Raw genomic sequence first — 12,556 nt, forward strand, 5'->3', positions numbered from 1 at the left:
GAATCGAGGCTAGAGCGGAAAGGTGGGAAGAGGCTACCGCGAAACGCAGTTGAGCGTTAGACTCTGAGCACCCCGTCCTACGCCCCCCGTCCATTAACCCATAAACCGTCCCTGACAAGACGATGTATCTTAGAATGCGGGGCAGTAAATTTCCAGCAGAAAGGAGGTAAACATGCCAAGACAACGTGAATGGACAGACCGGGACCTGAGTATATTGCAGGAACTGTATATACTACGGGAAATGACGAAGAAGCAAATTACGATGAAGCATTTTGCCAGTGAGAAGTACGCACATAAACGGTTATATATCATGAAGAAGGAAGGACTCATAACTACGAATGTGTTTGGTAAGAGAACCGCAGGTCGAACAGTCACGGCGGCTTATGTTCGATTAACCGAAGCAGGGATGGACTTGTTAATAGAACGTGGCTTGTTGGATAGCAAGAACTATCGTGCACGGGATTTGGGGCTGTCAATTCAACAGCGGCAGTACATTACGGATGCGAACGAGCTATTCGTGCAGATCCCCGAAGTGCCGTATATGGACTCTCGCCAGATCAAGCGCAAATACAATCTCAACCGTGGTAATCTAACGGTCGGTGGATTCAGAAGTGACAAAGGGGATTATATGATCTACATCCTGATGCCCGATGCCAGGGAACAAACGCTAGTCAAGATCATTAACGAGATCAAGAAGCACATGAAACTGCGAGGATTCCTGGTGTATTACAAGAGCGTATCCGTAAAACATGCTTTTGAAACCATGAGTGAGAAGCTAAATTTAGTTACAGGTGGCATTCCGGTTCACTTGCTGCCGTTCAATGAGTGGGGGATTCAAATCACAAGGGAATACATCCTGACAAACACGTTTTTAAGGCTACAGAAATTGCTTGAACCGTATGGAGAACTGAAAGAAGTTGGCCATTCCAGCAAATACGGATTTGAATACGGGCTGGTGCAAAAAGAACGGATTGGTCCGTGGAAAGACCCCTATGTCATCGAACTCCTGACGAGGAACATGATGACTTTGAAACGATGTTTAACCAACTACTCCATAGGTGTAAGCCAGACAGTAGGACGAAGAGTCCTTCTTTTTTGTTATGAGGATGAAGTTGAACACTACAAGCAGGAGTTATCAACCGCAGCACATGTGGATATTGTGGGTATTTCAAAGAATTCCCTTTGAATTCATTTGAACGAAGATTTGAAAGGAAACTTATATGCCATGATCAGATTCGTAAGCTTATTGCTCACTCTTGGCGGGTGGGCTTATTTGTATTGGCGCTTACCGGGTTGGTCGTTATTTATTCCTTGGTCACTTAGCATCGTCGGTTTAATCATCTATTTATACGGCTGGGTGTTAGAACGGGAGAATAAGCTAATTTACTTCTTCACCAGCCTGCTTTGGATTGGGATAGCGTTGTGTCTCAGACTGAAAGAGGAGATTATAGCGACTCTATCCTTTCCGTTTTCGATAACAGGAACCGTGCACACAGCCTTTATAGCAGCACTCATTTTGTCCTCGTTCCTTACTTTTGCCAATTACAGACTCGAACACAATTTGAAAAACCGTCGAGGCAATGTGAGCAAGCAACAACTTGTCCATGTCAAACCTACGGCAGCCGATCGCTGGAAAAGTTTTAAACGTCTATTTATTTCCTCCAAGACAGAGATTCGGCTGATCTTGGGTGAAGAAATACCTATGAAGGATTGAGGTGAGAGCATGATTCAATGGGGAGGCAGTGATATGTTCACGCATATGCTTGTTGTTGGCCCTACCCGCTGTGGAAAGACAGCCACTTTACTCAAGCCCATGATTTATCAGTTGCTGCTTCTGAAGAAGAAGGGGGTTCCACTCGGACTTTCTGTTGTGGAGCCTAAAGGTGATGTTGCGGCAATGGTAGCAGAAATGTGTGATGAAATGGATATGCCCTGTGTCCATGTTGATCCCACAATAACTCATAGCGCGCGGTTTCCGGTGATGAAAGGCGACGAGGACGACGTAGCAGAAGCTACGGTTACTGTCCTTAAATCTATGTTCGGGAAACAGGAAGCATTTTTTGCTACAGTGCAGGAGCTTGCCGGACGGAATATTACCAAGCTTTTAAAACGTCTTTACTTGGATGATGTTAACCTGGGCGATGTACTCCGAACGATGCGAGATCAACGAATGCTGGAGGATAAGGTACAGGAACTTCGTTTTAAAGAGGGTGAATCCGATCTGGTTCAGTTTTTCCAATCGGAACTGCTTGGGGCACAGAAGGAAAAATATCAGCAGTTTGTTATCGGGCTTCGCGCCCAGCTTGAGAACTTAACGTCTAACCGGCATCTGGAGCCAATCTTGACTGGACAATCCGATTTCGACATGGACAAGCATTTTGCTTCTGGCGGTGTATTAGCCGTAAATACGGCCATGGGTAAATTGCGGAAAGCCGGGGATGCCTTTGGTCAGTTCGTCGTTATGCATTTGCAGAGCGGAACATTCCGCAGGCCGGGCACAGAGCGCACGCGCGTACCGCATTTTATGATCGTGGATGAGTATTCCCGATATATTAATCCCGATGTGGAGTTGTTCTTATCCATTGCAGCGGAGTATCGAACAGCCGGAATATTTGCTATCCAGTCTTTGGGGCAGCTAGAAGTCGAATCTGGCAAGATCAACGCTAAGGCCATGAAGCAATCCATTATGACGAGTTGCCGAAACAAAATCGCTTTTGGCGGGCTATCTTATCAAGATGCTGTTGAATTTAGTCGGGAATTTGGGAAAAAACAAATCATAATGCGTCAAAGCACATTTAAACAGCAATTATTACTCCCTAACTTTTTGCCGGAGAACTACCGGGACACGGAAAAGGAAGAAGACCGTATTTTTTACACGCAGATGATGGATGGACTACCCAAATTCCATTACGTGGCGAAGCTTCTGGACGATGGTACACCTTTACCGCCGAAAATAGGCAAAGGTTCATTTGTTCCGAGGGACTGGAAAGAGCGGCGGGAATGGGAAGTAAAGCGGCGATGGTGGAGAGGATTTGGTGCCGTAATCAAGAGCGGAGGCGCTAAACTTGAACAGGGCAATGTGGCATTAGATGTGCAGCCTAATCAAGAAACATTTACTTCACGTTTAAAATTTATATCCGACCCTATCCAAGATGAACCACATGTAGACGAAGATGATTTCGATTACACAACGACAAAAACAGAAGAAGATCCATTTGAGTAAGAACCTCAGCGCTAATTGTGCTGAGGTTTTTCAAATATCAAAAAACAAATTTATGGAGGTTAATGAACATGAGTGAAGAGTTAAAGAAAGTGCTGATTGAAGGTTATAATGAGGAGAAGTTGGAGCAGAGCAGCTATGATGAAGGCTGGGCGCAGATTTATAGTGCCCGGCAGAATGATCTTGTATTGCAAGCTGAACTAATTGGTCTTGAGCCAAAGCTAAACAAGCTGTGTGGCGTGGTATTAGTCGGTGGAGTCAGAGGATATATCCCACAGGATTTCTCTGGTACGAAGGATGCCCATGAATTTCGGCGGTTACTTGGAGAACCCGTTGCCTTTAAGATCCTGAGCTATGATCGTGAAGGAGATACCTTCATCGCATCCCGTCAAGCAGCCCTGGAACATATGGAAGGTTTGACGTGGAAATGGCTGGAGCAAGATGCGGTAATTACAGCGGTAGTACGTAATGTTACTCCTAAGGTGTTGATGCTGGATATTGGCGGTATTACAACGGAGCTGCCGGTTCAGGAGTATGGTTATGGATGGGTAGATGATCTTCGTGAAGAAGTAAGTGCCGGGGATCACCTCAAAGTGAAGGTTGTAGAACTGGATAAAGAAAATAAAATCGTGAAGGTTAGCAAGAAGGCAACAGAGAAAAGCCCATGGCCGGATTGCGCAAAACGATATGTATCCAAAGGAACCTACAAAGGTAAGGTATCCGGTGTAATGGAATATGGCATTTTCGTTAATCTTGAGCGCGGAGTCGATGCTCTGGTTCCCCATATCCGGTTCGGAAAAGTGAAGCGGGGCGATACAGTCTATATTCGTATCCGTGGTGTTGACGTAAAGCAAGAGCGGATTTATGGGCGGATTATTCCCAAAAAGTGAAAGGGGCGATTCTCGCCTCTTTCGCCTCTTTCCTTACTTCGGTTTTAGAAAGGAGCTTTGTATGAAAACATCACCCTTCTCGATTACACATGAATGGACGTTTAAACCTGCTTCATTTCCGGAGGAGCTTGTACCGGGATATGCTCCATTACGAGCTGCTACCGAAGCAGACGGTCTCAGATCGCTTGGTTTGATTGGCTGCATGGGAAGTGTTCAAATGGGGCGTCTATTCCAGTGGAAACGACATCAAGTCCGGCGCATGTTAGCTGAGAAGAAGCTGATTCAGCACCTGCTTCTCAAGAACAAGAACACGATCCCAATCTATACGATTGGCCCACGAACAGCGCAATTACTCAACCTGGAATGGTCACATGAATTCTGGAGAACGTGGCCGATGGAGCGAATACTATCTAGTCTGGTCTTTTTTCAATTTTGCAGTGCGATGCGTGATAAACAAAAGGCTTTTCAAATTCATTCAGCCCCTTTTCCCTTCACGGGAAGGGTGGAAATTGGAGGGGATTTCCGAAATGTTCTCGTGATACGTGGAGATACCAGTCATTTGTCCTCGATGTTGCGGCATTCTTCTCTCCCCATCATTGCTATTGCGGAATCTCTTGAAGCAGTCCAGCCTTTAAATGAACTTTTAAAGGATGCGAAACTGCTATTAGATACTGATCTAAAACAGGACTATCGTTTCTATCGACAAATCAAAGGAGAATGGGTAATTAAGTAAATGTCTTGGGAAAAATCTCCTTTCCTATTGAAATGCGAACGTATGTGTGGTAAATTGTTCCTATAAAACAGAACATACATTCGTATTATAGGAAGGAGTTTTAGACTATGGACAATCAAGAAAACAGACAGGCGGCACTAGAAAAGGCTTTGAAGGAAATTGAGAAGTCTTATGGGAGAGGGGCTGTCATGAAATTAGGGGAGGCAGCTCATGTCCAAGTTGAAACCGTTTCGAGCGGCAATCTTGCTCTTGATATAGCTTTAGGTGTAGGAGGTTTTCCAAGAGGGCGAATTATTGAGGTTTATGGTCCAGAATCCTCCGGTAAAACAACAGTGGCACTACACGCGATTGCTGAAGTACAGAAGTTAGGAGGACAAGCTGCTTTCATTGACGCCGAACATGCACTTGATCCACTTTACGCGAAGAATATAGGCGTTAACATTGATGAATTACTGTTGTCCCAGCCCGATACCGGTGAACAGGCGCTTGAAATAGCAGATGCCTTGGTACGAACCGGAGCGGTAGAAATTTTGGTTGTTGATTCCGTAGCGGCCCTTGTTCCTAAAGCAGAGATCGAGGGAGAGATGGGGGATTCTCATGTAGGACTTCAAGCCCGACTCATGTCTCAAGCGATGCGAAAATTATCCGGTTCGCTTAGCAAATCCAAGACGATAGCTATCTTTATTAATCAACTCCGGGAGAAAGTCGGTGTATCCTTTGGAAGTCCGGAAGTAACTCCTGGGGGCCGTGCGTTGAAATTCTATTCATCGATTCGTCTTGATGTACGTCGTATGGAGACAATCAAATTAGGTAATGAGATGGTAGGAAGCCGGACACGTATTAAGGTCGTTAAAAATAAGGTTGCACCGCCGTTTAAGCAGGTTGAGGTTGATATGATGTATGGTGAAGGCATTTCGAAAGAAGCCACCCTTCTTGATCTCGGAGTTGAACTGAATGTGATTGAAAAATCCGGTTCGTGGTTTTCTTATGCCGGTGATCGTTTAGGGCAAGGCAGGGAGAATGCCAAGCAGTTCTTAAAGGAACATCCGGAGGTAGCTTTCAAAATCGACAGTGAGATCCGCGGATCTGAGGTAGAGCTGAAACCGGTACTGGAAGAAGCGGAAGATCGGGAATTTGCAGCCGGATAAAATGAGAACGTATGATTGCACTTTTATAATCACAATGCTATAATATTCCTGTAATTATCTTTACCTCTACACTCCCGTTTGCCGGAGACAAGAGTTGCCTGTATAGGCGATAAGTGCTGTACCTCCCCTACAAAGCTTTATAGCTGAGGATTAAAGTAGGATAAAGTCATTACCCCCCGAAATCTCCTGTGCTGAGAACAAGGGAAGAAGAGTACCGAAAGGCTCTGATAAAGGTTAAACCGCACCCGCATGTGTAATTTAAAGTATTGATAATGAATTAAAGCCGATTTTTACATGGATTCGTCCGTGCAGAAATCGGCTTTTTTATTTTCAAAAAAATGAAAGGGTGATCGAAGCATGTTTAAACACTGGTTCAAAAAGGACAAACGTCAAGATTCATCAGTTTCACATTATAACCCGGTTCTTCCCAATGAGAGTGAGTGGACTAAGCTCAAGCTAATGTGGGAGAAATCCAGAAATAAGCATAGCCCTTTAGAGCAAAGTCTTATTCAGGAAGAAGCAGAAGCTTTTGAACGAGTAAGGGGGATGCTTGAGGAGGCTCTTTCGCTATTGGATGATGCCTGCATTGAATCAGAAGGAATGCTCAAGGTGAGGCTTCGACAAATCTGGACTGATCTGGATGAGCTTGTGAAGACCTATACGCTTGAATAATAAAAATGTGAATGAACGTTATTTCTCTCAAAGAGAAAGGACGTTTTTTTATTTTACCTTTCTGTGCGGGTATAAATAGCACAGACGTCAAATGACGGGTGGAGGTTAAAAAATGGACTTGTCGATTATGGAAAAGGTAGTAGTTCAAGGTGATCTTTCTTCATTGAAACCCGAGGAACGTTTGATCTACTACACGAAAGTTTGTGAGAGCCTTGGACTTAACCCCCTCACCAAGCCGTTTGATTATCTGAAACTGGATGGAAAGTTAGTGCTTTATGCTAAGCGCGATGCTACGGATCAGCTTCGTAAAATTCACAAAATCAGTATCACAATAACCAGCCGTGAACGCATTGGTGATGTTTACTGTGTGACAGCTCGTGGAACGACTCAAGACGGTCGTGCTGATGAATCCATAGGTGCTGTTTCCTTAATGAAAGAGGAGAAGATCTGGGACGAGATGCGTAGATGCAAAGTCCCTACAGGAAAGATTCTCCCGTTGACAGCAGATGAACTTGCCAATGCCATTATGAAAGCCGAAACAAAAGCGAAGCGTCGGGTAACGCTGTCACTATCCGGCCTTGGAATGATGGACGAAAGTGAGATTGAAACCATTGAAGGTGCAGAACGGATTGAAGTGGGTGAGCTTGCTCAAACGAATAATCAAGTTCCGAAAAAGTTGTCTTCTGATAGCACTGCATCCAGTTCTGATCCTAAGACTACTGAAAGTAAAGGTAAGAAAAACAATTCGGGTGGAAAGCCTTCAAACTCGAATCCAAAGAACTCGGGAGAAGTATACAAGATGCTGGATATGGCAACAGGAACCTCTCCGGGCGGAGTAACATTCGCCAAGTTGAAAGTAGTCAATGTAGGGACGGGTGAAGAATCCATTGTGCTTGCCAATACAGCTGAAACGCTTGATCAGGTCAATGCGATTTCAAATAACATGCAATTTAAACTTGATTTTGAAATGAGCAATGGATTCAAAATTGTGAAATCGATTCAGTTAGTGGGTGAAGCTGCATGAGTCTGACAACCTTTACGGATGGGAAGGCACTAATCTGTGCGTTCCCATCCAGTAAGCAAAATGGCGTGTATCTCGTGAAAGTGGAGCCTCATTACAACGATTTGATTATTACGCATGACTGCCCTGCATGTCATTTCGGACACAAGCAATGCAAGCATGTTCAAATGGCTGCGGAAGTTTACGAGCGTTGGCAGTGGTGGGAACCTAAAAAGCAGATTCACACGGTTACGCGCAAAATTGTTCTTTCGTCGGAGTGGGAGCAGATACAACTTCCTCCCAGCCCAGAAGAGCAATTAAGGGCAGTGATTGATCATGCTTCCTGACATTCTGGACGTTGCAGATCAGAACGGACTAATTATTAATCCTTTCTCTAAATCGAGAGAGGAGGTTCTCTGTAAATGTCCATTTTGCCATGAGGATTCTAAACCGGGAAAAAAGCGAAGATACTACCTTTCTCTTAACACCAAAGACCAGGTGTTCAAATGCTGGTTTTGTGGAGAGAGCGGGGGCGTTCTTCGCTTTATTTCTCTTTTAGAGGGAGTTCCAGAAGAGCAGGTCCGGCAAAGATATCGCAAACGAAAAGTGGTGCACCCTGCTGAACGCCTCAGCCGAAATCAACGAAAGTTATTGAGGCAACACACAGGAGGCAAAGAGCCTAATTGGAAGCTGATGAGAGAAAGAGATTTTGCCTACTACATGCGTTCTATGGATCTACTCTGGGAGCAGTGGAATGAGTTTTTGGAAATAGAACGGCAAGGTGCTTATCTCTGGCTGATCATCGGGATAAAGAACTTTAAGTATCAAAAGTACATTGAGCGTATCCGACAACGCGAGAAAGAAATTGAAGCTCCCTTACTGGACGATGTACTTCAAATCTATTCTTGCTCAGTACGCCCTAAGTGGACGGAAGACGCGGAAAGATTTGTTTGCAATTTTAAATCTGTAAGTCCTGAACCTGAAAGGGCAGGCATGAAGACGGAGGATAAAAAATGAGTTTGAACCAAGCAGTATTAATCGGAAGACTGACCAAGGACCCTGAGTTACGTTATACACCTTCAGGTGTAGCAGTGGCACAATTCACATTGGCTGTAGATCGTCCCTTTACGAATCAAAATGGAGAACGAGAAGCGGACTTCATTCCTATTGTGGTCTGGAAGGCAGTTGCTGAAAATGTAGCTAACTATGTGAAGAAAGGCCACCAGGTTGCAGTTACAGGACGAATTCAGGTTCGCAACTATGAGAACAATGAAGGACGCCGTGTATATGTAACGGAGGTAGTTGGACAGTATGTTCAATTCCTTACTAACACATCTAACGGGACTTCTCAAACCGGCGATCATCAAAATTCGACAAATAATCAAGAGACCAATTCAGCCGGAGATGGATGGAACATCTCTGATAAAGATTTGCCATTCTAATGCTGTACTCTTATTCCCGGCTCTCGCTTTATGAAACTTGCCCTTATCGATTTTACCAAAAGTACATTTTGGGTAAAGACGAGCCAGTTACTAAACCACTAGCTCTTGGCAAGGCTGTTCATAAAGCGATTGAGCTAAAGATCAATGGAGTATCTGAGCATGAAGCCATTATTGAGGCAATCATTGAATCAGATTTCCATCCCGAAGTGACTTATGAAGAGATAGCATCTTTGATGCAACGTGCTCCAGAAGTCAGTGGACAAACGGAAGTTCATTTTGTACTTCCGCTTGGAGGAGGTATTCAACTCCAAGGGTATATCGATCTACTGGAAGAAGAGCGATTTTGGGATTGGAAATCAAATTGGCGACCGTACCGAGCAAATGATACAAGGCAGCTTGCTTTGTATGCTTGGGCGATTATGAAAAGAAGAGGGCTTCGGCAAGTCATGGGGACATTGTACTTTCTACGCTTCAGGAAAGCAGAGTCGTTTGTATATAACGAGTCTGATGCCAATGAAGCTAGAGAATGGGCGCTTGGTTTGGCGGAACAGATTGAATTGAAGAAGTCTTGTCTGGAATCATTCCCGGATATGGCTTCTTCTTTGTTTCCTTCCACGCCGGGCAGCCAATGTAAGCATTGTCCGTTTGTGCTGGAGTGTTATCAAAATTCGAAAAATTAAGTTGAGAGGATGAGATAAATGAGTCATTTTACAGTTGCGGTGATTACAGAGTCGTTGGATAAAGTTGAGGATTTGTTGGCTCCTTATCAAGAAAACAACATGGGAGATTGTCCAAAAGAGTATCTGGAGTTCCATGATGTTGAAGAAGAGTACCGCAAGATTTATGAAAATGAGTCTTTAGAACGAATTCAATTGGAAGACGGGCGTATCGTATCGCCATATGATAAGGTATTCAGAAAAGTAACTCCAAGTGGCAGTGTAATCGGATATGAAGTGCCGGGTCACTTAAAACGAGTTCAGATTCGATATACGGAAGTGTATCCTTCTTTTGATGATTTCATGGTCGAATACGTAGGGTACACATCACGTGATGAAGAAACAGGAAAGTACGGCTACTGGGAGAATCCTAATGCTAAATGGGACTGGTATTCCATTGGTGGCAGATGGTCAGGTTCGCTTTTGCTGAAGTCAGGAAAACGGGCTGATGCTGCTCGGATCAAGGACATTTTCTTTATTGAGCAAACCGAGCATAAAGGTATGACGGTTGAGATTGAAGGGTACCAAGTACCCGCAGCTCTTGCACCAGATATTCAAATCATGGCGGCCGAGGCGACTGAGGCTTGGGAAGAGATGATGGCCGGAAGAAGCCTTTATCGACCGGAATTTATCCTTGAAAGATACGGAGATAAGCAATCTTATATTCGTGAGGTGCTGAGCTTTTCTACCTATGCAGTGATTACGCCGGATGGTAAGTGGCATGCAAAAGGGGATATGGGCTGGTTTGGTATGGGTTCCGAAACCTCCGAAGAAGCCCGAAACTTTAATACTTCATACTTTGATACATTCATCAAAACAGCCGATCCTGATCACTATTTGGTCGTCGTGGATTGTCATATCTAAAATATCTGATCATTGATGTTCCCCTTCCGTTTGATTACAATGAGTTTAACAAAGAGTTTAACAAACTGAGCGGAAGGAGGGGCGTCATGAACAAGGAGGAGAAGCAAGTGGCAAAATCCAAAGATACAAATTCGGAAAATGCTAAATTAAAAGATATTCCTAGAGATGCTTGGGTCGTTGGCTCTGAGTATAATTTCTGGCTGAACGACAAGGACGATGTTTATGACGAACTCTACAAGGACGTTTAAACGTGGGAGTGTTTGGATTGCTGAAATTGTTTATCGTGACGATGTAAGCAAGTCCAAGAAGCGACCTGTCGTTGTGTTAATGGAGGACAATCAGGATGAAGATTTACTGATTGCTCCAATAACAAGTTCATATATGCGGAATCATTGGGACATAAACTTGCTCGATTGGAAGTTAGCCGGGTTGGTCTTTCCTTCCTATGTTAGAACGTCCAAATTGAGTAGCGTTCATTATGAACGACTAAAACATGAAATAGGAATTTTAACTGATGAAGACTTACAAGCGGTTCTTAATGCTTGTAGGTCTTTATTTTTATGAAAATTAAATTAGGAGAGTGTTGAAAATGACAGCAGTAATTGAAAAATTGACCGAAGAAAAAGCAATTGAACTAGCCTTAGAAATCGAGCGTACGGAAGCGGCGTTGAAGCAAATGAAAGTGAACTTGAAGGCTTATGTGGATGATAATGGCCCACTGCAAGCTGGAGATAAATTGTGGGGATACAGTGTTTCGACTTCTTGGCAATTTGGAGCCGATGGTTTAAAGGAATTAGCCGTGGCGATTACAGCAGAGGGAAAGAATGCTTGGGAGTTCCTGAGTCTTCCGGCTACTTCCATTAAGAAGCTCGGTTGGGAAGAAGCTGCGTTGTCTCAATATGGCACGCTGAAAGAAACGAAGCGTTTCGATTCGAGAAAAGTCTAATTGCATCTTTAGTTCTCAGAGTAAATTATGGTTCGAGATAGTTATAAATAATTTCGCCTCTCGCCCGGCGTTAAACGGCGGTGTTTATTTCCGACACCGCCGTAAGGCGGCTCGGGGTAAACGGGAAGGAGTAAAAATGAAAGATTTTATGGTGATGGAATCTCAGTTAAATGCTTTGCCACCTAGAAGACGCAAACAGGCTGAGAAGTTGCTTGAACTGATTCGAAAAGTAATGGAGGGGGAGAAAGATCACTATATCCATACACCAGCCGATGTTTTTCAGGCTGTGGCTACGGATTTAGTCGGATTAGATAAGGAGCACTTTATGATCCTTATTTTAAATACAAAGAACCGAATTTTGTCTAAAGAGGTTATCTCTATCGGTACATTGAATTCGGCAATCGTGCATCCTCGTGAAGTCTTTAAACCTGCAATCATTAAAGGAGCTGCATCCATTATTTGTGTGCATAATCACCCTTCAGGTGATCCTGCTCCTAGTTCTGAAGATAAGAAATTGACCGAAAGACTAATACAAGCCGGTGAAATAATTGGCATCGATGTCCTGGATCATGTTGTTATCGGAACGGAAGGATATGTTTCTTTAAAGGAGCAGGGTATGATATGACAGCCAAGGATCGCTTTTTAAATGAGCTTTTGAAACGGAACGGTAAGGAACGGTGGGTAGCTGCGTTGTTGCTTGCAGCCCCTCCTGAAGTTTTGAGTACAGTTACGGTGAAAACTTTGCGCAAGGATGGAAAGATGGGTATGAATGCTTCAAGTAGCTAATGAAATTAAAATACTTTCTACGCACTTTTCATAAAAAATTGATAAGCCTGTGGCATCCATTTCGTCCACAGGCTTATGATCTTAACATGACACTAATTAGGGCTTGCTGAACACTTAAAAAAACAACAAAAACCGCATA

The 12,556-nt window shown here is 43.9% G+C and carries 18 protein-coding genes; all 18 read left to right on the forward strand.

Features of this window, described 5'->3' with window-relative positions:
- Positions 1-172: 172 nt before the first annotated feature.
- Complete coding sequence (locus tag BFJ94_RS24960; RefSeq protein WP_120465016.1) at positions 173-1,186, forward strand: replication-relaxation family protein; 1,014 nt, start codon at positions 173-175, stop codon at positions 1,184-1,186.
- 39 nt (positions 1,187-1,225) lie between these two features.
- Positions 1,226-1,714 (forward strand): hypothetical protein, encoded by a 489-nt coding sequence (locus BFJ94_RS24965; protein WP_120465017.1) that lies wholly within the window; start codon positions 1,226-1,228, stop codon positions 1,712-1,714.
- A 33-nt stretch (positions 1,715-1,747) separates the two neighbouring features.
- On the forward strand, positions 1,748-3,223 hold the full coding sequence (locus BFJ94_RS24970; RefSeq protein WP_229717215.1) for a type IV secretory system conjugative DNA transfer family protein: 1,476 nt from the start codon (positions 1,748-1,750) through the stop codon (positions 3,221-3,223).
- Between the two features lie 68 nt (positions 3,224-3,291).
- Positions 3,292-4,110, forward strand: coding sequence for a S1 RNA-binding domain-containing protein (locus BFJ94_RS24975; protein ID WP_229717216.1), 819 nt, complete (start codon positions 3,292-3,294; stop codon positions 4,108-4,110).
- A gap of 61 nt (positions 4,111-4,171) precedes the next feature.
- Positions 4,172-4,843 carry a hypothetical protein gene (locus BFJ94_RS24980; RefSeq protein WP_036715204.1) on the forward strand — a complete coding sequence of 224 codons (672 nt, stop codon included), beginning with the start codon at positions 4,172-4,174 and terminating at the stop codon, positions 4,841-4,843.
- Positions 4,844-4,950: 107 nt separating this feature from the next.
- Positions 4,951-5,991, forward strand: coding sequence for a recombinase RecA (recA, locus tag BFJ94_RS24985; RefSeq protein ID WP_036715203.1), 1,041 nt, complete (start codon positions 4,951-4,953; stop codon positions 5,989-5,991).
- Between the two features lie 357 nt (positions 5,992-6,348).
- Entirely contained in the window at positions 6,349-6,663 is a 315-nt protein-coding gene (locus tag BFJ94_RS24990; protein WP_036715201.1) for a hypothetical protein, read from the forward strand.
- Positions 6,664-6,775: 112 nt separating this feature from the next.
- Positions 6,776-7,687 carry a hypothetical protein gene (locus tag BFJ94_RS24995; RefSeq protein ID WP_089550012.1) on the forward strand — a complete coding sequence of 304 codons (912 nt, stop codon included), beginning with the start codon at positions 6,776-6,778 and terminating at the stop codon, positions 7,685-7,687.
- On the forward strand, positions 7,684-8,010 hold the full coding sequence (locus tag BFJ94_RS25000) for a hypothetical protein (RefSeq protein ID WP_229717217.1): 327 nt from the start codon (positions 7,684-7,686) through the stop codon (positions 8,008-8,010). The genes BFJ94_RS24995 and BFJ94_RS25000 overlap by 4 nt, the downstream gene beginning before the upstream one ends.
- Positions 8,000-8,680 (forward strand): hypothetical protein, encoded by a 681-nt coding sequence (locus tag BFJ94_RS25005; RefSeq protein WP_120465020.1) that lies wholly within the window; start codon positions 8,000-8,002, stop codon positions 8,678-8,680. The genes BFJ94_RS25000 and BFJ94_RS25005 overlap by 11 nt, the downstream gene beginning before the upstream one ends.
- The gene (gene ssb, locus BFJ94_RS25010; RefSeq protein ID WP_120465021.1) at positions 8,677-9,105 is read left to right on the forward strand and encodes a single-stranded DNA-binding protein; all 429 of its coding nucleotides are present in this window, start codon (positions 8,677-8,679) and stop codon (positions 9,103-9,105) included. The genes BFJ94_RS25005 and ssb overlap by 4 nt, the downstream gene beginning before the upstream one ends.
- Positions 9,105-9,785 (forward strand): RecB family exonuclease, encoded by a 681-nt coding sequence (locus BFJ94_RS25015; protein WP_120465022.1) that lies wholly within the window; start codon positions 9,105-9,107, stop codon positions 9,783-9,785. Before ssb ends, BFJ94_RS25015 begins: the two co-directional genes overlap by 1 nt.
- Positions 9,786-9,803: 18 nt before the next feature.
- The gene (locus BFJ94_RS25020; protein ID WP_009226414.1) at positions 9,804-10,685 is read left to right on the forward strand and encodes a hypothetical protein; all 882 of its coding nucleotides are present in this window, start codon (positions 9,804-9,806) and stop codon (positions 10,683-10,685) included.
- 86 nt (positions 10,686-10,771) lie between these two features.
- Positions 10,772-10,933 carry a hypothetical protein gene (locus BFJ94_RS25540; protein WP_157259345.1) on the forward strand — a complete coding sequence of 54 codons (162 nt, stop codon included), beginning with the start codon at positions 10,772-10,774 and terminating at the stop codon, positions 10,931-10,933.
- Positions 10,908-11,249, forward strand: coding sequence for a type II toxin-antitoxin system PemK/MazF family toxin (locus tag BFJ94_RS26265; protein ID WP_157273511.1), 342 nt, complete (start codon positions 10,908-10,910; stop codon positions 11,247-11,249). The genes BFJ94_RS25540 and BFJ94_RS26265 overlap by 26 nt, the downstream gene beginning before the upstream one ends.
- Before the next feature lie 25 nt (positions 11,250-11,274).
- Positions 11,275-11,631, forward strand: coding sequence for a hypothetical protein (locus BFJ94_RS25030; protein WP_229520987.1), 357 nt, complete (start codon positions 11,275-11,277; stop codon positions 11,629-11,631).
- A 136-nt stretch (positions 11,632-11,767) separates the two neighbouring features.
- Positions 11,768-12,256 carry a JAB domain-containing protein gene (locus tag BFJ94_RS25035; protein ID WP_009226417.1) on the forward strand — a complete coding sequence of 163 codons (489 nt, stop codon included), beginning with the start codon at positions 11,768-11,770 and terminating at the stop codon, positions 12,254-12,256.
- Entirely contained in the window at positions 12,253-12,417 is a 165-nt protein-coding gene (locus tag BFJ94_RS25545; RefSeq protein WP_156124740.1) for a hypothetical protein, read from the forward strand. Before BFJ94_RS25035 ends, BFJ94_RS25545 begins: the two co-directional genes overlap by 4 nt.
- Positions 12,418-12,556 lie beyond the last annotated feature (139 nt).

The sequence above is a fragment of the Paenibacillus aceti genome, assembly GCF_003614185.1.
GTDB lineage: Bacteria > Bacillota > Bacilli > Paenibacillales > Paenibacillaceae > Fontibacillus > Fontibacillus aceti.